The 20,522-nt window shown below is 66.2% G+C and carries 16 protein-coding genes and 1 pseudogene; 12 read left to right on the top strand and 5 right to left on the bottom strand.

The features are described from left to right. Positions 1-8: 8 nt before the first annotated feature. The 6 genes from ruvA to AC6CH3_RS05285 all read left to right on the top strand — a co-directional run bounded on the left by ruvA (position 9) and on the right by AC6CH3_RS05285 (position 7,784). Positions 9-653 carry a Holliday junction branch migration protein RuvA gene (gene ruvA, locus AC6CH3_RS05310; RefSeq protein ID WP_498131439.1) on the top strand — a complete coding sequence of 215 codons (645 nt, stop codon included), beginning with the start codon at positions 9-11 and terminating at the stop codon, positions 651-653. Next, positions 646-1,734, top strand: coding sequence for a Holliday junction branch migration DNA helicase RuvB (gene ruvB / locus AC6CH3_RS05305; protein WP_498131438.1), 1,089 nt, complete (start codon positions 646-648; stop codon positions 1,732-1,734). The genes ruvA and ruvB overlap by 8 nt, the downstream gene beginning before the upstream one ends. A 234-nt stretch (positions 1,735-1,968) precedes the next feature. After that, complete coding sequence (gene yajC, locus AC6CH3_RS05300) at positions 1,969-2,355, top strand: preprotein translocase subunit YajC (RefSeq protein ID WP_498131535.1); 387 nt, start codon at positions 1,969-1,971, stop codon at positions 2,353-2,355. A 112-nt stretch (positions 2,356-2,467) separates the two neighbouring features. Further along, positions 2,468-4,225 carry a protein translocase subunit SecD gene (gene secD, locus AC6CH3_RS05295; RefSeq protein WP_498131437.1) on the top strand — a complete coding sequence of 586 codons (1,758 nt, stop codon included), beginning with the start codon at positions 2,468-2,470 and terminating at the stop codon, positions 4,223-4,225. Continuing rightward, the gene (gene secF / locus AC6CH3_RS05290; protein ID WP_498131436.1) at positions 4,225-5,241 is read left to right on the top strand and encodes a protein translocase subunit SecF; all 1,017 of its coding nucleotides are present in this window, start codon (positions 4,225-4,227) and stop codon (positions 5,239-5,241) included. The genes secD and secF overlap by 1 nt, the downstream gene beginning before the upstream one ends. 149 nt (positions 5,242-5,390) lie before the next feature. Beyond that, positions 5,391-7,784: a RelA/SpoT family protein gene (locus AC6CH3_RS05285; protein WP_498131435.1), complete on the top strand. Its 2,394-nt coding sequence runs from the start codon at positions 5,391-5,393 to the stop codon at positions 7,782-7,784. 108 nt (positions 7,785-7,892) lie between these two features. Here the strand turns inward: AC6CH3_RS05285 and AC6CH3_RS05280 are convergent. The 3 genes and pseudogenes from AC6CH3_RS05280 to AC6CH3_RS05270 form a co-directional block, all read right to left on the bottom strand. Next, a pseudogene (locus tag AC6CH3_RS05280) lies at positions 7,893-8,129 on the bottom strand (type IV toxin-antitoxin system AbiEi family antitoxin); the annotation flags it as partial. A gap of 362 nt (positions 8,130-8,491) precedes the next feature. Beyond that, positions 8,492-10,129: a DUF349 domain-containing protein gene (locus AC6CH3_RS05275; protein ID WP_498131434.1), complete on the bottom strand. Its 1,638-nt coding sequence runs from the start codon at positions 10,127-10,129 to the stop codon at positions 8,492-8,494. 72 nt (positions 10,130-10,201) lie between these two features. Next, positions 10,202-11,002, bottom strand: coding sequence for a peptidylprolyl isomerase (locus AC6CH3_RS05270; RefSeq protein ID WP_498131433.1), 801 nt, complete (start codon positions 11,000-11,002; stop codon positions 10,202-10,204). Between the two features lie 252 nt (positions 11,003-11,254). On the opposite strand from AC6CH3_RS05270, the gene hisS reads away from it, so the two are divergent. Continuing rightward, on the top strand, positions 11,255-12,619 hold the full coding sequence (gene hisS / locus AC6CH3_RS05265; RefSeq protein WP_498131432.1) for a histidine--tRNA ligase: 1,365 nt from the start codon (positions 11,255-11,257) through the stop codon (positions 12,617-12,619). Between the two features lie 24 nt (positions 12,620-12,643). Here the strand turns inward: hisS and AC6CH3_RS05260 are convergent, their stop codons facing one another. After that, positions 12,644-13,918, bottom strand: coding sequence for an APC family permease (locus AC6CH3_RS05260; protein ID WP_498131431.1), 1,275 nt, complete (start codon positions 13,916-13,918; stop codon positions 12,644-12,646). Positions 13,919-14,013: 95 nt separating this feature from the next. On the opposite strand from AC6CH3_RS05260, the gene aspS reads away from it, so the two are divergent. After that, entirely contained in the window at positions 14,014-15,801 is a 1,788-nt protein-coding gene (gene aspS, locus AC6CH3_RS05255) for an aspartate--tRNA ligase (RefSeq protein WP_498131430.1), read from the top strand. Positions 15,802-15,908: 107 nt separating this feature from the next. Further along, positions 15,909-16,733: a GNAT family N-acetyltransferase gene (locus AC6CH3_RS05250; protein ID WP_498131429.1), complete on the top strand. Its 825-nt coding sequence runs from the start codon at positions 15,909-15,911 to the stop codon at positions 16,731-16,733. Between the two features lie 146 nt (positions 16,734-16,879). Here the strand turns inward: AC6CH3_RS05250 and AC6CH3_RS05245 are convergent, their stop codons facing one another. Next, entirely contained in the window at positions 16,880-17,554 is a 675-nt protein-coding gene (locus AC6CH3_RS05245; protein ID WP_498131428.1) for an acVLRF1 family peptidyl-tRNA hydrolase, read from the bottom strand. Positions 17,555-17,643: 89 nt separating this feature from the next. On the opposite strand from AC6CH3_RS05245, the gene AC6CH3_RS05240 reads away from it, so the two are divergent. From AC6CH3_RS05240 to AC6CH3_RS05230, 3 genes are all read left to right on the top strand, one after another. Then, on the top strand, positions 17,644-19,182 hold the full coding sequence (locus AC6CH3_RS05240; protein WP_498131427.1) for a replication-associated recombination protein A: 1,539 nt from the start codon (positions 17,644-17,646) through the stop codon (positions 19,180-19,182). Positions 19,183-19,363: 181 nt separating this feature from the next. After that, on the top strand, positions 19,364-19,990 hold the full coding sequence (gene rpsD / locus AC6CH3_RS05235; RefSeq protein ID WP_215049997.1) for a 30S ribosomal protein S4: 627 nt from the start codon (positions 19,364-19,366) through the stop codon (positions 19,988-19,990). A gap of 144 nt (positions 19,991-20,134) precedes the next feature. Further along, on the top strand, positions 20,135-20,509 hold the full coding sequence (locus AC6CH3_RS05230; protein WP_498131426.1) for a DUF948 domain-containing protein: 375 nt from the start codon (positions 20,135-20,137) through the stop codon (positions 20,507-20,509). Positions 20,510-20,522 lie beyond the last annotated feature (13 nt).

Below are 20,522 nucleotides of genomic sequence, written 5' to 3'. Positions count from 1 at the left end.
GCCCGGCCTTGATAAGTTTTCTTCGCGGAACCGTAGCGCACGTGGGCCTGTCCACCGCCGTGATCGACCTCAACGGCGCCGGGATGTGCGTGAACGCCACCCCGCGGACCCTCAGCCGGCTCCGCGCCGGCGAGGAGGGTCAGCTCTTCACCTCACTGATCGTCAGGGAGGATTCCCTGACACTCTTCGGCTTTGCGAGCGACGACGAGCGCGAGGTCTTCGATGTCCTGCTCAGCGTCAGCGGAGTCGGGCCGCGGCTGGCCCTCGCGGTGCTGGCGGTCCATGATCCGGAAGCCATCCGCGTCGCTGCGCACACCGGGGACAGCAAAACGTTCACGAAAGTCCCCGGAATCGGCCCTAAGGTCGCCGGACGCATCGTGCTGGAACTGGCCGGCAAGCTGGTTCCCCATGGCACTGCGCCGAGTGCAGCCCCTGCCCCGTCCGGGGAAGCGGTCTGGAAGCCGCAGGTGGTGGCCGCCATGACAAGCCTCGGCTGGTCCGAAAAGGATGCATCCGGCAGCATCGACAAAGCCCTGGCCGACGCCCCCGAGCTTGCCGGCCAGGGCAATGTCGCTGAAATACTGCGCACCACGCTGCGCTGGCTTGGCCAGGACGGCGCCCGTGCCGGCAACAGGGTAGGCAGCCGTGGCTGAGCCGTCCCTCGTCGCCGGGGGAGAAGAACCCGAGGAAAAGGCGATCGAGGCCGCCCTGCGGCCCAAAAACCTGCACGATTTCGTGGGCCAGCACCGTGTCCGCAAACAGTTGTCCCTCGTGCTGCAGGCATCCCGGATGCGCGGCCGCAGCGCCGACCATGTGCTTTTCTCCGGTCCGCCGGGCCTGGGCAAAACCACGCTGGCCATGATTGTCGCAGCCGAAATGAACGCACCCCTCCGGATCAGCAGCGGTCCGGCGATCCAGCATGCAGGGGATCTGGCCGCCATCCTTTCCTCGCTGTCGGAGGGCGAGGTCCTTTTCCTGGATGAAATCCACCGGATGTCCCGCCCCGCTGAGGAAATGCTCTACATGGCGATGGAGGACTTTCGGGTGGACATTGTGGTGGGCAAGGGAGCCGGAGCCACGGCCATCCCGCTGGAACTGCCGGCGTTCACCCTGGTTGGCGCCACTACCCGCGCCGGGCTGCTGCCCGGACCGCTGCGTGACCGGTTCGGTTTCACCGGTCACCTGGAGTTCTACTCTGTGGAGGAGCTGGAGCTGGTCCTGCGCAGGTCCGCCGGCCTCCTTGACCTGAAGGTGAATTCGGCAGGGTTCAGCGAAATCGCCGGACGGTCCCGCGGGACGCCGCGAATCGCCAACCGGCTGCTGCGGAGGGTGAGGGACTGGGCCTTGGTGCACGGCATCGAGCAGATCGACGCCAGATCCGCCTCGGCCGCGCTGGACATGTACGAAGTGGACAAGCGCGGCCTGGACCGGTTGGACCGGTCCGTGCTTGAGGCGCTCATCACCAAGTTCGGCGGAGGGCCGGTAGGCCTGTCCACGCTGGCGATCGCCGTCGGCGAGGAACCCGAAACGGTCGAGACCGTAGCCGAACCGTTCCTGGTCCGGGAGGGACTCCTGGGCCGGACGCCCCGGGGACGCATTGCGATGGCCCCGGCATGGACCCACCTGGGGTTCGCCGTTCCCGACGGCGTCTTCGGGCAGGAGGCTCTGGACCTGTTCGGACCGGACCCGGAAGATGAACAATCCGCTGCGGACTGGATCTCAAACGCCCAATAACAGCGGCCTTTCAGCTTTTCCCTCTAGACTGGAATGACGCTCGGCACGTCCGTGTCTTCGTTTCCGTGGCCGGCCCTCCGGGGGTCGGCCGACTCGGGCATGTATCCTGCCCGGGAATGCGGCGCGAAACGGACGCTGCTGTCAACCAGCTACGCAAGTACAGAATGGAACTTCCACGTGTTCGGAAATATAACTGCCCAGGCCCAACCGCAGGCCGGTGGCGGCATCGACATCATGACCATCCTGCTGTTCGTCATGCTCGGCATCTTTATCTTCATGATGTTCCGCCGCAACAAGAAGACGCAGCAGCAGCAGGCCGCAGTGCAGTCGCAGTTCGCTCCCGGCGTTGAGGTCATGACGAGCTTCGGCCTCTTCGGCCGCATCGTCTCGATCGATAACGAGGAGAACAAGGTTGTGCTGGAACTGTCTCCCGGCAACCTGGCCACCGTCCACCGCCAGGCCGTCACCAAGATCCTGGAGCCCGCGGCGGCTGACGCGACCCCCGTGCCGGATGACGCTTCGTCCCTTACCGCCGACACCGAGGGCAGCGCGCCGACGACCGCCGAAGCCCAGGACGACGCCGCGAAACGCAGCAATGATGAAGGCAAGAAGGACATCTAGTCCACCGGCGCGTTAGCGCGCCGCTTATCATCTCTTCGGCCGCGGCCCGCCGTCGGGACGGGCCCGCTCAGCCCGCACCGGCGGCTGCTCCGTAACAACAGAAAGATCGACAATGGCACGAACTGGCCACAAGAAATCAGCCATCAGGGTGCTGGTCTGGCTCGGCGTAATTCTGGCTGTCATGACGGCCGTCCTCGCGGGCGGCACCATGGCCGGACAAGCCAGCTGGGCCCCCAAGCTGGCCCTTGACCTTGAGGGCGGCACCCAGATGATCCTGGCGCCCAAGGTAGAGGGCGGTTCGGACATCAACGAAGAGCAGCTGAACCAGGCGGTCGCGATCATCCGCCAGCGCGTCGACGGTTCGGGTGTCGCTGAGGCTGAAATCAGCACCCAGTCCGGCCGCAACGTCGTGGTGAGCCTTCCGGGCACGCCCTCCTCGGAGACCCGGGCGCTGATCCAGGCGTCGGCCGACATGAACTTCCGCCCTGTGCTGTTGAACGGGCCCGGAACGCCGGTTCCTGCGGCGGAGCGCACCCCGGAGGCGCAGCTGCCCAAGCCCACCGCCAAGCCGGAGAACGGCAGCGATTCGAACTGGATCACAGCGGACATCATGAAGCAGTTTGAGGCACTGGACTGTGCCAATCCTGCACAGGACAAGCAGGAGCGCTCGGATCCCGCCAAGCCGTTGGTCACCTGCGAGCCGGCCACCGACGAGACCCCGGCGATCAAGTACATCCTGGGCCCGGTTGAGGTCAAGGGCGTCGAGATCCAGGGTTCCACGTTCCAGCTCCAGCAGGGCGCCCAGGGTGCTGTCACCAACGAGTGGGCAGTCAACATCCAGTTCAACGCCGAGGGCACGGCCAAGTTCAAGACGGTCACCGAACGGCTCAACCAGTTCTACGTGGCGGCCGGCGGAGATACCGGCACCGATCCCAAGTCGCAGTTCGCCATCGTCCTCGACGACCAGGTCATTTCCGCGCCGCGGTCCCAGGCCGTGATCACCGACGGCCGGCCGCAGATCACCGGCGGGTTCACCGAGCAGTCCGCCAAAGCGCTGTCCGACCAGCTGCGCTTCGGCGCGCTGCCCATCAGCTTCGACATCCAGAGTGAGCAGCAGATTTCGGCGACCCTGGGTGGTGAGCAGCTCCGGATGGGGCTGCTGGCAGGCCTGATCGGGCTGCTGCTCGTGGTCGTCTACTCCCTGTTCCAGTACCGGGCCCTCGGCTTCGTCACCATCGCCTCACTGGTGGTGGCCGGTGCACTGACCTACCTGGCGATCGCCATCCTTGGCTGGACGGAAAACTACCGTCTGTCCCTGGCGGGCGTCGCCGGTATCATCGTCGCCATCGGCCAGACCGCCGACTCGTTCATCGTTTACTTCGAACGCATCCGTGATGAGCTCCGTGAGGGCCGCGGCCTGGTGTCGGCCGTCGAGAACGGGTGGAAGCGGGCCAAGCGCACCGTGCTGGCTTCCAAGGCCGTCAACCTCCTGGCGGCACTGGTGCTCTACTTTGTGGCCGTCGGCAACGTGCGCGGCTTCGCCTTCACCCTCGGCCTGACCGCCATCGCCGACCTGATTGTCGTCTTCATGTTCACGCATCCGACCCTCCAGCTGCTGGCCCGGACCCGCTTCTTCGGTGAAGGCCACCGGTTCTCGGGCCTCGACCCCGAACGCCTGGGTGCTGTGCCGCTCTACAGGGGCGCCGGCAGGATCCGGACCCCGGAGGAACGGCCCGCCGTCGTGCGCGCCAAGAACACGGGAGCGTCGGCCGAGGCGGAGCGCCGGATGACGATTGCAGAACGACGCCTCGCGGAAAAGCAGCAGCAGCTTGCGGGTTCCTCCAAGGGCGCCAACAAGGAGGGCAAGTAATGGCTAGAAGCTTTGCGACATTCGGTAACGAGCTCTACACCGGAAAACGCTCCTACGACTTTGTCGAGCGGAAGAAACTGTGGTTCCTGATAGCGCTTGCCGCGGTTGCACTGTCGATCCTTATCCCGGTGGTCAAGGGCGGGTTCAACCTGGGCATCGAGTTCCGGGGAGGATCGGAATTCACCGTGTCCAACGTCACGAGCACGGACGCGGGACTCGGCGAAAAGGCCGTGGAGGACGTAGTCCCGGGCAGTGTTCCCCGCGTCGCCAACGTCGCCGGGACCACGATGCGCATCCAGACGGACAAGCTCTCGGATGACGAAACCCTGAAAATCAAGCAAGGCCTCACCACTGCCTACGGCGTCACTGACAACGAGGTGACCTCGACGTTCATCGGGCCCACCTGGGGTGCCGACGTCACCAAGCAGGCGCTGATCGGCCTGGTGGTCTTCGTGGGACTGGCGACCGTCCTCATGTCGCTGTACTTCCGGACCTGGAAGATGTCCCTGTCGGCGATCGCGGGCATGCTGGTGACGATGTTCATCACGGCCGGCGTGTACGCCCTCAGCGACTTCGAAGTGACGCCGTCGGCCATCATTGGCTTCCTGACGGTGCTCAGCTACTCGCTGTACGACACTGTGGTGGTGTTCGACAAAATCCGCGAAAACACGGCCGACATCGACATATCCACCCGGCGGACGTTCGGCGAGGAAGTCAACCTGGCCGTCAACCAAACCCTCGTGCGTTCCATCAACACCATGATGGTGGCCATTCTTCCGGTGGCCGCGATCCTGTTCATCGGTGCCGGCCTGCTCGGTGCCGGAACCCTGCGGGACCTTTCGCTGGCGCTGTTCGTCGGGATCCTGATCGGCACGGCAGCCACGATTTTCATCGCTGCGCCGATGTACGCGTGGCTGCGTCAGAACGAGCCCGAACTGGTCAAGCAGGCAAAGCGCGTGGAGCACCGCCGTGCAGACGCCGCCGCCAAGGCTTCCGCCGAACCAGCCAAGGCCTGACAGTCCCAAGCTGAAGGCCGGATGCCGTCGTTTCGACGGTATCCGGCCTTTTGCGTCGGTGTCCTGTCGTTCGGCGACGTTCCGGTTATCAGGCACGCCCGCGGCGGGAATAGACTGGAATAATTAAACGGGTCGTGAGGGGTGCTTCATTGGAAGAACGTTCGACGTCGGCGCCAGAGGCTGCCGGTCATGACGGTCCGGGCCATGGCCCGCAGACTGGTCTCGTGGCTGCCGGACGTCCCGGCCCGGGTGTGCCGGTGGACAACTCCGGTGTGCGTCCCACATTTCCCGGCCGCCGTGAGCGTACCCGGTCCCGGCTCGCGAGGCTGACAGGCCGCGGCACCGCAACGTATTCGCCCATCCTGGAGCCGCTGCTCCGGACCGTCCGGGCGAACAACCCCAAAGAGGACTTCGACCTCATCCAGCGCGCTTTCGTGGTGGCCGAGCAGAGCCACCGCGGACAGAAGCGCAAGAGCGGCGATCCATACATCACGCACCCCGTGGCGGTGGCTACAATCCTCGCCGAACTGGGGCTCAGTGGGACCACGCTGGCCGCTGCGCTGCTGCACGACACCGTCGAAGACACTCCCTACACCCTCGACGACCTGAAGGCCGACTTCGGACCGGAAGTGGCCATGCTGGTGGACGGTGTCACCAAGCTGGACAAGGTCAGCTTCGGCGAGGCCGCGCAGTCCGAAACAGTCCGCAAGATGGTCGTGGCGATGGCCAAGGACATCCGCGTGCTGATGATCAAACTGGCAGACCGGCTGCACAATGCCCGGACGTGGCGCTTCGTGTCCGCCGAGTCCTCGGCACGCAAGGCACGCGAGACGCTGGAGATTTTTGCCCCCCTCGCGCACCGGCTTGGCATGAACACCATCAAGTGGGAACTCGAGGATCTCTCCTTTGCCGCACTGTATCCCAAGGTCTACGAGGAAATAGTCCGCATGGTGGGTGACCGGACACCTGAGCGCGAAAAGAGCCTGAGCGTGATCCGGAACCAGATCGCCGAGGACCTTCGCGTGGCCAAAATCAAGGCCACCATCACCGGCCGGCCGAAGCATTATTACTCGATTTACCAGAAGATGATCGTCCGGGACAAGGACTTCGACGACATCAACGACCTCATGGGCGTGCGCGTGCTGGTGGACTCGGTGCGCGACTGTTACGCCGCGCTGGGCACCCTGCATTCGCGCTGGAACCCCCTTCCCGGGCGGTTCAAGGATTACATCGCCATGCCAAAGTTCAACATGTACCAGTCGTTGCACACCACCGTGATCGGCCCGGGCGGAAAGCCCGTGGAGATCCAGATCCGCACCCACGAGATGCACCGGCGGGCCGAGTACGGCGTTGCCGCCCACTGGAAATACAAGGACCAGCCCAACCGCACGGCCGCCGCGCCAGGCAGCCCCCGGGACGGGGACATGGGCTGGCTGCGGTCACTCGTGGACTGGCAGCAGGAGACCTCCGACCCCGGTGAATTCCTGGACTCGCTGCGTTTTGAGATCAATGCCAGGGAAGTCTTCGTGTTCACGCCCAAGGGCGAAGTCATGGCGCTGCCGGCCGGCTCCACACCCGTGGACTTTGCCTATGCGGTGCACACCGAGGTGGGCCACCGCACCATCGGCGCCCGGGTCAACGGGAAGCTCGTGCCGCTCAACAGTGAACTGAACCACGGCGACTGGGTGGAGATCTTCACCTCGAAGGCCGAAGGGGCCGGGCCGAGCCAGGACTGGCAGCACTTCGTCAAGAGCGCCCGGGCACGGAACAAGATCCGCCAGTGGTTCAGCAAGGAACGGCGCGAGGAGGCAATTGACCGCGGCAAGGAGTTGCTGACCCGCGCCATGCGGAAGCAGAACCTGCCCCTGCAGCGCCTGATGACCCACGATGCGCTGGCCGCAGTGGCCGAGGAATTCAAGTACGTCGACATCTCGGGCCTGTACGCCGGCGTGGGCGACGGGCACACGTCCGCGCAGCACGTCATGGAAAAGCTCGTCGACATGCTTGGCGGGAACGACACGCCGGAGGACGACCTCACCGAGGTCAGCATCCCCACCCAGGTCAGCAAGGCGCGTTTCTCCGACTCCGGCGTGGTGGTCCGGGGCGTAGGTGACGTCTGGGTCAAGCTGGCGCGCTGTTGCACTCCGGTGCCGCCGGACCCCATCCTGGGGTTCGTCACGCGGGGCTCCGGCGTTTCCGTGCACCGCACGGACTGCACGAACATCTCTGACCTGAAGGACCAGCCGGACAGGATCGTGGACGTTGACTGGGCACCGACGCAGTCCAGCGTGTTCCTCGTGGAGATCCAGGTGGAGGCCCTGGACAGGAAGTCGCTGCTCTCGGACGTCACCCGCGTGCTTTCGGAGAACCACGTGAACATCCTCGCCGCGAGTGTGCACACCTCAACGGACCGTGTGGCCATCTCCAAGTTTGCCTTCGAGATGGGTGATCCCAAGTACCTGAGCCACGTGCTCAGCGCCGTCCGGCGGATCGACGGCGTCTTTGATGTCTACCGGACCACAGGGAACCGCCGGCGAAGCTAGGGCCAGTTTGTCCAGGGCCGCCTTCTTGTGGGGCAGCCTGGGCGATGCCTCCACGGCCAGGACCAGCAACCGGACACGGACATCAAGTTCGGGCCTTTCCAACAGCTGGCGCAATGCCGGGACGGCACGCTCGGCGTCCACGTGCAGGGCGATGTCCAGTGCGGTGCGCAACGGGCTGGAAACCATCAGGCCGCCGAGGCTGACGACATCAAAGGGGCCGAGCCGTACCTCATGGAGCGTGCAGCCGCGGGTTGCGCGCAGACTGGAAACACGGCGCTTGGCATCCACCAGGAGGGCCATCCGGTCCGGTTCACGGGCGCACCCGTAGATCCAGGCGGCCGTCATCCGTCCGGCCACCACACGTTGCCGGATGGCAGGCGGCACCGCATTCGCTGCCGCACGTGCCCGCAGCTGCGGCGAAGCCTCCACGCCCGGCACCGTGTAGCCGTGCTGATGGAGCTGCGTCAGCACGCCGTCGGCCGCCATGGACTGCAGCTCGGGCGACGAAAACAGCTGCCCGGGCGCGTAGAGGTCCAGGAACTGGCCGGGGGAGTCAGAGGCGCCTGCGAGTGGGCCCGACGTGCGCGGAGACGCCCTGCCCGGCGTTGTGAACGCTTCCATCCAGCCATCGTGCCTGACGGGCCGGAACGAGTACAGGCCCCGCCCCGGTCATGTGGATAACCGGTACGGGGCCTGCAGGACTGAGACTAGGAGAGCTCGCTGGCGGATCGCTGGATCTGGTCCAGCCAGGCCTGGCGGGCGTCAAGGGCTTCGCGGGCGGCCTTGATCTTGCGCTGGTCCCCGGCCTTCTCGGCCTTCTCGAGATCGTCCTTGAGACCCGCGATGGCGGACTCGAGCTGGCTCAGGGCGCTGTTGGTGCGGGCCTTGGTCTCAGGGTTGGAACGCTGCCAGTTCTCTTCCTCGGCCTGCCGGACGGCGTCCTCAATCCTGCGCAGTCCTGCCTCGACGCGTCCCATGTCCGCGCGGGGGACCTTTCCGGCGTCCTCCCAGCGGTCACGGATGGACTGCAGTGCCTTCTTGGCGGCACCGAGGTCCTTGACGGGAAGGATGGTGTTGGCCTCCTCGAGAAGGGCTTCCTTCACTTTGAGGTTGGCGGCGTATTCCTGGTCAATCTCGTCGTTCGCGGCCTGCCGGTTCGTGAAGAAGACGTCCTGGGCGGCACGGAAGCGCGCCCACAGCGCGTCGTCGTCCTTGCGGCTGGCGCGGGGGGAGGCCTTCCACTCGTCCATCAGGCGTCGGTATTCACCTGCAGCAAATCCCCAGTCCGTCGAGGAGGACAGGGCCTCAGCCTCGGCGATCAGCTTTTCCTTGGCGGCCTTCGCTGCCGAGTTGTTGCTGTCCAACTGGGAGAAGTAGGCGCGGCGGTGGCGGTCAAACACCGTGCGGGCGGCACGGAACCGCTTCCAGAGGGCGTCCTCATTGCTGCGGCCGAGGCGGACACCGCTCTTTTGCGCGGTCTTCCAGCTCTCGAACAGTTCATTCATCCTGGCGCTGGAGGTCTTCCACTGGATATGGGCCGGATCTGTTCCCGAGATGGCTTCGGCTTCGGCGACGATGGCCTCACGCGCGGCCAGTTCGGCTGCGCGGACGGCGTCGTGCTGTGCCTTCTCTGCCTTTTCGAGCTCGGTGATCTGTGTGGACAGCGTGTCCAGGCGGCCTTCGGCCGAACGGATGTCGCCCACCATGTTGCGCTCAGCCAACTGCTCGCGCAGATGCGTGACAGTCTTCTGCATGTCAGTGGTGGGGGCCTTGGACGCAACCCTCTGCTCCAGCAGGAGGATCTGGGCCACGACGTCGTCGTACTTCCGGGCGAAGTAGGCCAGGGCCTCGTCATCGCTGACGTCCGGGTACTGGCCGACCGGGTGTTCCTCGCCGTCGATCGTCAGGAAAACGTGGCCGTCTCCTTCAACACGGCCCCAGCGGGCCGCTTCCGCGAGCGACGTGGCCGACGGTGCGGTCACCGGCGCCGCCGTGGCCGCAGGGCCTGCCTTCGGGCGCGCCGCAAAAGCTGCCGGTGACGGACGGGGTGACGGGGCAGGCCGCGGCGACGGGGCCGGGCGGGCGGCGGGCGACTCCGCCGGTGCCTCTACCGCAGGTTCTTCTCCAGCGCCCTGCGCGGGTGCCTCTTCCACCGGAGCAGCGTCTGACGGCGCAGCCTCCACCGGTGCAGCCTCAGCCGGCGCAGCCTCCTCCGGAGCTTCGTGCGCCTGCGTTTCGTCTGCCTGGGTACCTTCGGCAGCCGCCTCCTCGGGCCCGGCCGGAGGAGCCGGAGCCTCAATCAGGTCTGCTGCTGCTGTTTCGTCGGATTTCTGACTGTCTGTCACCGCTAAAAGTCTTTCGCTTGGAGGAAAATACTCTCGTAATCCACCTGGGGCCGCGTGGGGACCCGGGGCTTCTTACTTCAGAGAAAACGAGTCTATCGTGACTGGTTCCACAGGCGTGCCGTCGGTCGCATTTTCGCCCTGCTTAAGACCCGCCGCCGCAATCTTTGTGACCACGTCCAGTCCGGAAGTCACTTTGCCTACCACCGTGTAACCGCCGGCGGCGTCAGACGGAATCACAGTGTCCTTGTACACAATGAAGAACTGTGTCCCGTTGCCATAGGCGTTTCCGCCGGTCCGGGCCACCGCGATGGTGCCAGCCGCATACTTGTTGTCCGCGGGCGTGTTTTCCAGCGGACCCCAGGTGTAATTGGGGTCGCCCTGCCCGTCACCGCTTTTGGAGCCGCATTGCAGAACGCCGAAATTCTCGGCGGTGGTAAGCCGGTGGCAACTCACGCCCTTGTAATAGCCCTGATCGGCGAGGGACTTAAATACAGCTGCGGCCTGCGGCGCTTTGGTGCCATCCAGCTGCACTCCCACGGCCCCGCGATTCAGTTTGAGTTCACCGGTGAAGGCCTTGCCCGCTGCTGTTTCCGGCTTGGGAATGTTGGCGGCGTTGGTGGCCGGCGCCGACGGCGACGCGGAAGGGGACTGCAGCCCCGCCTCGGCAGCCGCAAATTCCTCTTCGGTCGGGTTTCCGGAGTAGACCGCGAGCTGAAGCACGACGGCGAGTATCAGCGCCGCCGTTCCGGCGCCGCCTGCAATCAGGTTGTCCCGCCTGCGCCGCTTCTCCTGGTCACGGCGAAGCTCGCGCTTGGCTTCCATCTGCTGGATACGCCGCTTGGCTTCACGCATATCGCGTGGAGATGCCGCCACAGGTCCTCCTCGTTGATCGGGCTGCCCCCGGGGTCACCCGCTGAAGGCATCCCCGGCTGCAGCTGCACGGCGGCAGCCTGTTCCGGCGCCTGCATTAGAGATGCAGGCGCCAAAAGCATAAACTGACTGCCGCACATAGTTTATGCATGACAGCCTGGACTCCCGCCCTTGCCCGCCGTTTTTGATCAATGGCGATTTCGGAATGCTGGGCAGCGGACTCCGGCGGTCGGTTACCTGAGGAGAAATTCCACCATGGCACGCACAGCCTCCCTGTCCGGATTCCCCGAGTGGCTTCCCGAGGAGCGGCTGGTGGAGCAGCATGTCCTGGACAGCCTGCGGCGCACCTTTGAACTGCACGGTTTTTCCTCCATCGAGACCCGCGCGGTGGAGACGGTGGGCCAGCTGCTGCAAAAGGGCGAGATCGACAAAGAGGTGTACGGCCTCAGCCGGCTTCAGGACGACGAAGATGAAGCCGCAGCTGGCACAGGCAAAGGGAAGCACGACCCCCACGCGCTTGCCCTTCACTTCGACCTGACGGTTCCGTTCGCCCGTTACGTCGTGGAGAACGCCGGATACCTCGCGTTCCCGTTCCGCCGGTACCAGATCCAGAAGGTGTGGCGCGGCGAGCGTCCGCAGGAGGGCCGGGCCCGCGAGTTCACCCAGGCTGACATTGACGTGGTGGGAGACGGTGACCTGCCCTTCCGCTACGACGTCGAGATCGCGCTGGTCATCGCGGAAGCGCTTAGCGCCCTGCCGATTCCGGATTTCCGTCTCCGCATCAACAACAGGAAGCTGGCCGAGGGTTTCTACCGGGGCATCGGGCTGGACGACACTGCCGGCGTCCTGCGCAGCATCGACAAGCTGGAAAAGATCGGTCCGGCCAAGGTGGCGGAGCTGCTCAAGACCGAGCTCGGTGCCACCGATGACCAGGCGCAGGCGGCGCTCAAGCTGGCCGGCATCCGCACCGAGGACACGTCCTTCGTGGCCCAGGTCCGTTCCCTCGGGGTGAGCAATGAACTCCTCGAAGAGGGCCTGGACGAGCTCGAGCAGGTCATCGAGGCCGCCGTGAAGCGGGCACCGGGCAAGGTCATTGCCGATTTGAGCATCGCCCGCGGGCTTGACTACTACACGGGAACAGTCGTGGAAACCGTGCTCGTCGGCCACGAGCAGCTCGGATCCATCTGCTCGGGCGGCCGCTACGACGCCCTCGCGAGCAAGGGCAACCGGAAGTTCCCCGGCGTCGGACTCTCCATCGGCGTGACCCGGCTGGTGTCCCGCATCCTCAGCCAGGACTTGGCAAAGGCGTCCCGCTCCGTCCCCACCGCCGTTCTGGTCGCCCTCAACGCGGACGACACCTGGGGCGAGGCCCAGGACGTCGCCATGCAGCTGCGCAGCCGCGGCATCGCCACCGAAGTCGCCGCGAAGGCGGAGAAGTTCGGAAAACAGATCAAGTTCGCTGACCGCCGCGGCATTCCCTTCGTCTGGTTTACCGATGACGACGGCAAGCACCAGGTGAAGGACATCCGCTCGGGCGAGCAGGTCGACGCCGATCCGGCGACGTGGACGCCGTCGGACGAGGACCTGTACGTCCGGGTCACAGGTGCCTCCCCGGAGTAGGCCCGTTTCAGCCGGTGGTGCCGCTCAGCTGGTGCTGCGGCGGCCCCGCCGCTGCAGCACCACCGCCCGGCCTGCCACGCCGGCTGCCAGCACCGCCGCCATGGTCAGGACTGATGACGGCGGCAGCGTGAAGGCCAGGACCAGGCAGCCCGCAAGCCCCGCTGCATTGAGCCATCGCGGCGCGTGAAAAGGGCGGTCCGTCAGGCTGTATGCCGCCGCGTTTGCTACCGCGTAGTACACGAGGACGCCGAAGCTGGAAAAGCCCACCACGGTCAGTACGTTGCTGGTCAGCAACAGCACAATCACGACGGCGGCAACGGCCAGTTCAGCGACGAACGGCACCGTGTGGCGTCCCCCGACCCGGGCGAGCGGGCCCGGCAGATCCCGTTCCCGCGCCATGGCCATCGCGGTGCGTCCCACGCCCGTAATAAGTGCCAGCAGCGCCCCCAGGGACGCCGCGGCCGCTCCGCCCTGCACGAACGCTGCGCCGGCAGCCAGCTGTGAATTCGTCACCGCCTCCAGCAGCGGGGCCGCGGATCCTGCCAGCCGGGACAGCGGAAGGTGCCCCAGCAGCAGCACCGCCAGCACCAGATAGATGCCAAATGCTGCCGCGAGGGCGCCCAGGATGGACCGCGGGATAACCCGGGCAGGGTCTTTCACCTCTTCGCCGAGCGTGGCGATGCGCGCATATCCGGCGAACGCGAAGAACATCAGGCCCGCGGCGGGAAGGACACCCCAGGCGCTGTCCGCGCCGTCCGGGTCCGCAGTGGAGGGCGACGGGCCCGCGTCCGCGGGATGAGGCCCGAGGATGCTGGCCGCAGCCACAAAGACGAGGGTGGCCAGAACGATGCCCAGCAGGATGCGCGTCAGGAACGCCGTCCGGGTGATGCCCAGAAGATTGACGACCGTCAGGACGGCCACGGCCGCGATGGCCACAGGGGTGGCAAAATCCGGCGCGACATACTGCCCGAACGTCAGCGCCATTGCCGCGCAGGACGCCGTCTTGCCGGTCACAAACCCCCACCCGGCGATGAAGCCCGGCCATTCTCCGAGCTGCTTGCGGCCATAGACATACGTGCCGCCGCTTTCCGGGTATTTGGCTGCGAGCTGGGCGGACGCCACGGCGTTGCAGTAGGCCACGGCACCCGCGATGACGATGGAAACGACGAGCAGCGTTCCCGCCAGCCCGGCGGCCGGGGCGAACACCACAAAGACGCCGGCACCCAGCATCGATCCGAGGCCGATCGACGTGGCATCGAACACACCAAGCCTCCGTTGCAGGTGCTGATGCTTTGTCATGGCGGGGCAGGGGCCTTTCCAGCGGGTAAACTCGGACGGGATCGTTCCCGCAACGATCCTAATAAAACTTCTGTCTTCCTTCTGAAAGGAATGTTGTGCTGCGCACACATGACCTCGGGTCGCTTCGCTCCGAGCATATTGGACAAACCGTAACCCTGGCTGGCTGGGTAGGTCGCCGTCGTGATCACGGTGGTGTCGCATTCGTCGATCTGCGTGACGCTTCGGGAGTCGCACAGGTCGTGGTTCGTGAGGAAGAGGTGTTCCACGGCCTGCGCAACGAGTACGTCCTGCAGGTGACCGGCACGGTGTCCAAGCGCCCCGAGGGCAACGAGAATCCGGCACTCGCCACCGGCGAGATCGAGGTCATGGCGGACAAGGTGATCATCCTCAACACCGCCGAACCGCTGCCCTTCCAGATCGACGAGCACGTCGAAGTCGGCGAGGAGGCGCGGCTCAAGCACCGCTACCTGGATCTCCGCCGTCCCGGCCCCAGCCGCAACCTCCGCCTCCGTTCCGAGGCCAACCGCGTCGCACGTGAGCTCCTGCACCGCGAGGGCTACGTGGAAATCGAAACCCCCACGCTGACGCGTTCGACGCCGGAAGGCGCCCGCGACTTTGTGGTCCCCGCACGCCTGGCCCCGGGTTCCTGGTACGCGCTGCCGCAGTCGCCGCAGCTTTTCAAGCAGCTGCTGCAGGTGGGCGGCTTCGAGAAGTATTACCAGATCGCCCGCTGCTACCGCGACGAGGATTTCCGCGCCGACCGTCAGCCGGAGTTCACGCAGCTGGACATCGAAGCCAGCTTCGTGGAGCAGGACGACATCATCTCGCTCGGCGAGAACATCGTGCAGGCACTCTGGAGGCTGATCGACGTCGAGATCCCGACGCCGATCCAGCGCATCACCTACGCGGACGCCATGGCCCGCTACGGTTCCGACAAGCCGGACCTCCGCTTCGGCCAGGAACTGACCGAGCTGACTGAATTCTTCAAGGACACCAACTTTGGCGTCTTTAAGGCACCCTACGTCGGTGCCGTCGTCATGCCCGGCGGTGCCTCGCAGGCACGGCGTGCCCTGGATGCGTGGCAGGAGTGGGCCAAGCAGCGCGGCGCCAAGGGCCTGGCGTACGTGCTGTACAAGGAAGACGGCGAGCTCGCCGGCCCCGTGGCGAAGAACCTTACCGATACCGAACGCGCCGGCCTGGCCGACGCCGTGGGCGCCAAACCCGGCGACTGCATCTTCTTCGCCGCCGGTGAGAAGAACCCGTCCCGTGCGCTCCTCGGCGCGGCCCGCGTTGAGATCGGGCACCGCACAGGCCTGATCAACCCCAACGACTGGGCCTTCTGCTGGGTGGTGGACGCACCGATGTTCGAACCGGCCGCCGCTGCAGTAGCGTCTGGAGACGTGGCCGTGGGCGGCGGCCAGTGGACAGCCGTCCACCACGCCTTCACCTCGCCCAAGCCGGAGTTTCTGGACACCTTCGACAAGGATCCGGAATCGGCCCTGTCCTACGCCTACGACATCGTCTGCAACGGCAACGAAATCGGCGGCGGCTCCATTCGTATTCACGAGCGCGATGTCCAGGAGCGCGTCTTTGAACTCATGGGACTCGACCGGGCGGATGCGCAGACCAAGTTCGGCTTCCTGCTCGAAGGCTTCAAGTACGGCGCCCCACCGCACGGCGGCATCGCCTTCGGCTGGGACCGCGTAGTCGCCCTGATGGCAGGCGTGGACTCCATCCGCGACGTCATCGCGTTCCCGAAGTCCGGCGGAGGCCACGACCCCCTCACGGACGCTCCGGCGCCCATCACCCCGCAGCAGCGCAAGGAAGCCGGCGTCGATTTCAGGCCCGAGGTCAAGAAGCTTGAGGGGAAGCAGGGAGAATAGCCTCAACAGGCTGAGTGGCTTCAACAAATGAGCCTCAGGGGCTCCCCGGAAACGGGGAGCCCCTTCTTTGGCTAAACTCACCCGGCGGCTGCGGACGGAGGACCTCGATGACGGCCGAATCAATGCCCTGCCTGGAAGTGCTGATGGATGCCGCGTGGCCCGCTCCTGACCGACTCGACACAGGGGAGTGGGTGCTCCGGGCGGCGGAGGGCGTCACACAGCGGGCGAACTCCGTCTGGCCGCGCGTGGCCGCTGCGGATCCGGCGGCCGCCGCACGGGAGGCAGTTGCCTGGTACCGGAAGCGCCGGCTGCCGGTGATCTACCAGGTCTTCGACACCCCTTCCGCAGCCCCGCTGAATTGCCTGCTCGACCAACAGGGCTTCACCAAACAGTCCGAAACGCTCGTCATGGCCCTGGGACCGGCGGAGGAGGCGGCGGGGACAGTCGCCGCGGATGCCGCCGTCGAACTGTCCGAGCATCCGTCCGAGGAATGGCTCGGGCTGTGGTGGTCCGTCGATGGCCGCGGGGGTCCGGCGGCGCGCGAGACCGCCCAGCAAATCCTCACCGGATGCCCGTCGGTGTACGCCCTGGTGAGGGACGACGGCGGCAGGCCCGCCGCCGTCGGACGGCTCGCTCTTCCTCCAGGTGGGACAGACAAACCAGGCGGGGCAGACCAACCAGGCGGGGCAGACAAATACGGTGGCTTGTACTGCATGGCCACCCGGCCTGATGCCCGCCGCCGCGGTCACGCAACGCGCATTCTGCAGTCATTGCTGGCGGCCGGCGCGGCATGGAAGCTGGACGGCTACTGGCTCCTGGTCACCGCAGCCAACCCGGGAGCCAGGGAGCTGTATGCCCGGTCAGGATTCCGGGAGACCGGCCGCTACTTCTACCGGCAGGAGCGGCCCAAGCGGCACCTGACCGGCTGCTAGACGTGGGCGCCGGGGCTCGGGCCGCCGTTTCGACGGTTCCTTGCGCACTCGACGCCGCGAAGCATCGAACCGGCAGGGAACCGTCGAAATGGCAGGATCGAACCGGGGGGTCGAAGGCGGCAGGTGGCGGCTGCTGTGGACGTCCGCTAGGCCGGCGGATCGTTCACCGTGACCCGCACTGCGCAGGCGTCCGCCGCGGCCTTCCTCAGGACGGACGCGCGGGGATCGGGGACATCCAGGTAGGCCAGGCGAGATACTCGGGTGTAAGCCTTGAGGGCAGGCTGGCTGAGCACCTGGTCCGCCAGTGAACGGTCGCCGCCGGGCACGAGATATTCAAACGCGTGGCCGTTGAAGACATGCCTCGCCTGTTCAGCGACGGCCTCCACCATCGCATCGGCCTGGTTGGAGCGCCGCCGCGCGAACCTTTGCTGGGACTGGCCCCCGGCGGCCGTCCGGGACTGCACGTACTTGGAGCCTGTTTTGGAAGCAAGGATGACACCGCCGTTGACGACGGCCACACCGTATCCGCCGCGGCGTACCAGAAGCAGGCCAATGCTGCGGGGCTGGGAGGCCAGCGCGGCCAGCCGCTCCACGAGGCCGGCTCCGCGACCCGGCCGGCCGTCATCCGGCCAAGGTGCCTGCAGCACCGCGCTGGCGCCGTCAGCGGCAAGCAGCCGCACGCCGTCGTCGTGGTCTTCAATCTCGAGCACGCCGTGGCTGGCGCCGAACCGCTCCACCCAGCCGGCCAGCCGCGGACCTGGCACAAACGCTGTCCGGGTCGGCGGAGCGGGACGCCCGGCTGGTGAACCGCTGTGTGGCATTGCCGCATCCTCTGCTTTCCGTGCCGGACTTAGGTGTCCGGGTTCCGTGACCGGATCTTGCCTGCTGAATCTATGAGTAGCCTATCTATGTGGATGATCTCTTCGGCTCCGGGCGGGGCAACGACGACGACAGCGACGACGGCGGAAGTGACGCCGTCAGCGCGGGCAATGTCGGCAGCGCCGGCGGCCGCTTGCCGTCGGGGACACCGGGCGGCTTCCGGACCGCCTCGCCGCGCAGCCCGCTTGCCGTCCGGATGCGGCCGCGCACCATTGACGACGTTGTGGGTCAGCAGCACCTGCTGGGACCGGGTTCACCGCTGCGCCAGCTCGCGGCCGGCGCAGATGCTGGGGGTCCGGCCGGCCCCACCTCCCTCATCCTCTGGGGGCCGCCGGGCACCGGAAAGACAACCCTGGCGCACGTGATTGCGAGGGGACCGGGGCGGAAGTTCGTGGAGCTCTCGGCCATCACGGCCGGAATCAAGGACGTCCGCAGGGTGATGGATGAGGCACTGACGGCCCGGGACCTCTACAAGACCACCACCGTGCTGTTCCTGGACGAGATCCACCGGTTCAACAAGGCCCAGCAGGACGCGCTGCTGCCGGGCGTCGAGAACCGCTGGGTGGTGCTGGTGGCGGCTACGACCGAGAACCCGTCCTTCTCCGTGGTCTCGCCCCTGCTTTCCCGCTCCCTGCTTCTCACCCTCAAACCGCTGACCGACGCCGACATAGAAGGCCTGCTGGTGCGGGCGGTCGAGGATCCAAGGGGGCTGAACGGCAAAGTCCGGCTGACCCCGGAGGCTCTTGACCACCTCGTGCGGCTGTCCGGCGGGGACGCACGGCGGGCCCTGACAGCACTCGAAGCGGCGGCCGGCGTTGCGTATGGCGACGCTGACGACGTCGGCCTTTCCAAAGCCGATGAAGCGGCCGGTGAGGACACAACCGGTGAGAGCACGGCCGGTGCGGACACGGCCGCTGCGGGTGCCGGCGATCCGGTGACGGTCGAGCTGCGGCACACCGAACGCGCGCTGGATGCCGCGGCCGTCCGCTACGACCGCGCCGGAGACCAGCACTATGACGTCGCCAGCGCCTTCATCAAATCCATCCGGGGCTCCGACGTGGACGCGTCACTGCACTATCTGGCCAGGATGCTGGAGGCGGGGGAGGACCCGCGCTTCGTGGCCCGCCGCCTCGTGATCTCCGCCGCAGAGGACGTCGGCATGGCGGACCCCACCGCCCTGCAGACCGCCGTGGCTGCGGCCCAGGCGGTCCAGCTGGTCGGCATGCCGGAGGGCCGGATCGTTCTTGCCGAGGCCGTGGTCCACCTGGCCACCGCGCCAAAATCAAACGCCGCGTATATGGGCATCAACAAGGCAATTGCCGATGTGCGCGCCGGGCTGGGCGTCGGCATCCCGCCGCATCTGCGCGATGCGCACTACCCCGGTTCCAAGCAGCTGGGCCACGGCGTGGGTTATAAGTACGCCCACGACGCCCCGCACTCCGTGGCCAGCCAGCAGTATCCGCCGGACGACCTCGTGGGCCGCGACTACTACGAGCCCACCGGCAACGGCGCGGAGCGTGACATCGCGGTGCGGCTGGAGCGGCTGAGGAAGATCATCCGGGGCAAGTGAGCCCCATGGTAGGATGGATGTTTGTCTGGCAAGGCACGGACGCAAAATCCACTGTATTTCAGCATTTCATGCTGTTGGTGAGGTTATGCCTGTGCCCAGTAGCAAAAGGCAGCGGTTGGCCGATGCTCTCCATCGTGGAGGCCAGTAACACTGACACACCGCAGATATTGGAAGGACACAAGTGGCTAACAACACTCGTGCTCGCCGTCAGGCCCGCCTCTCGCGGTCCCTCGGCATCGCTCTGACCCCCAAGGCCGCCAAGTACATGGAGCGCCGCCCGTACGGCCCCGGTGAGCATGGCCGTGCCCGCAAGAAGCAGGACTCCGACTACGCCGTTCGTCTGCGCGAAAAGCAGCGCCTGCGCGCCCAGTACGGCATCCGCGAAGCCCAGATGACCCGTGCCTTCGAAGAAGCACGCCGCACCAAGGGCCTGACCGGTGAAAACCTGATCGAACTGCTCGAAATGCGCCTTGACGCCCTCGTGCTCCGTGCCGGCTTCGCCCGCACGATCGCCCAGGCCCGCCAGCTGGTTGTGCACCGCCACATCCTGGTTGACGGCATCCGCGTTGACCGCCCGTCCTTCCGCGTCGGCGAGGGCCAGCTGGTCCACGTTCACAGCCGCAGCGAAACCATGCCTCCGTTCCAGGTTGCAGCAGCCGGCGCGCACCGCGACGTCCTGCCCCAGGTCCCGGCCTACCTTGACGTCAAGCTTGACGCCCTGCAGGCACGCCTGGTTCGCCGCCCGAAGCGCTCCGAGGTCCCCGTGACCTGCGAAGAGCAGCTCGTCGTCGAATTCTACGCACGCTAAATCTTCGGCAGCGTTCCAAAGAAGCCCGTGGCAAGCGCCGCGGGCTTCTTTGTATGTAAGGTACTTGGGGGACATCCGCGGTTGCAGCACGCTGCCGCCGAGCACGATGTTCCGTTCCACGGAGTTTCAAGGAGATGAACGTCTATGTCTGGTGGCGATATTGCCGGCCTGATCGCGGCCGGGGTATTTGCGCTCCTGGTCCTGTTGCTTGCTGTCCCCATCATCAAGCTGGGGCGGGTCTTTGATGAGGTGCGGACCTCGATCCGTTCCATCAGCGACGGAGCAACGCCCCTCATGGACGAAGTCACGGCGACCGTCTCCACCACGAACCAGCAGCTGAAGAAGGTGGACGGCATCGCGTCCAACGTTTCGGACGCCTCGGCGAACATCTCGGCGCTGTCCTCCCTCGTTGCCGCCACGGTGGGCTCCCCGCTGATCAAGGTGGCCGCCTTCAGCTATGGCGTGCGCTCCGCCCTGGCCGCCCGCAAGAAGCCCGCCACCGGCCGTCGCAGCCGCTAACCATCCGGAGAAT

This window comes from Arthrobacter sp. GQ119, assembly GCF_059759125.1.
This window is presented reverse-complemented; position numbering and strand designations above follow the sequence as displayed.

Coding starts and splice junctions, on each gene's coding strand:
- yajC (WP_498131535.1), top strand. CDS start 1,969: ATGACCATCCTGCTGTTCGTCATGCTCGGCATCTTTATCTTCATGATG.
- secD (WP_498131437.1), top strand. CDS start 2,468: ATGGCACGAACTGGCCACAAGAAATCAGCCATCAGGGTGCTGGTCTGG.
- secF (WP_498131436.1), top strand. CDS start 4,225: ATGGCTAGAAGCTTTGCGACATTCGGTAACGAGCTCTACACCGGAAAA.
- hisS (WP_498131432.1), top strand. CDS start 11,255: ATGGCACGCACAGCCTCCCTGTCCGGATTCCCCGAGTGGCTTCCCGAG.
- AC6CH3_RS05260 (WP_498131431.1), bottom strand. CDS start 13,918: ATGACAAAGCATCAGCACCTGCAACGGAGGCTTGGTGTGTTCGATGCC.
- AC6CH3_RS05250 (WP_498131429.1), top strand. CDS start 15,909: ATGACGGCCGAATCAATGCCCTGCCTGGAAGTGCTGATGGATGCCGCG.
- AC6CH3_RS05245 (WP_498131428.1), bottom strand. CDS start 17,554: ATGCCACACAGCGGTTCACCAGCCGGGCGTCCCGCTCCGCCGACCCGG.
- AC6CH3_RS05230 (WP_498131426.1), top strand. CDS start 20,135: ATGTCTGGTGGCGATATTGCCGGCCTGATCGCGGCCGGGGTATTTGCG.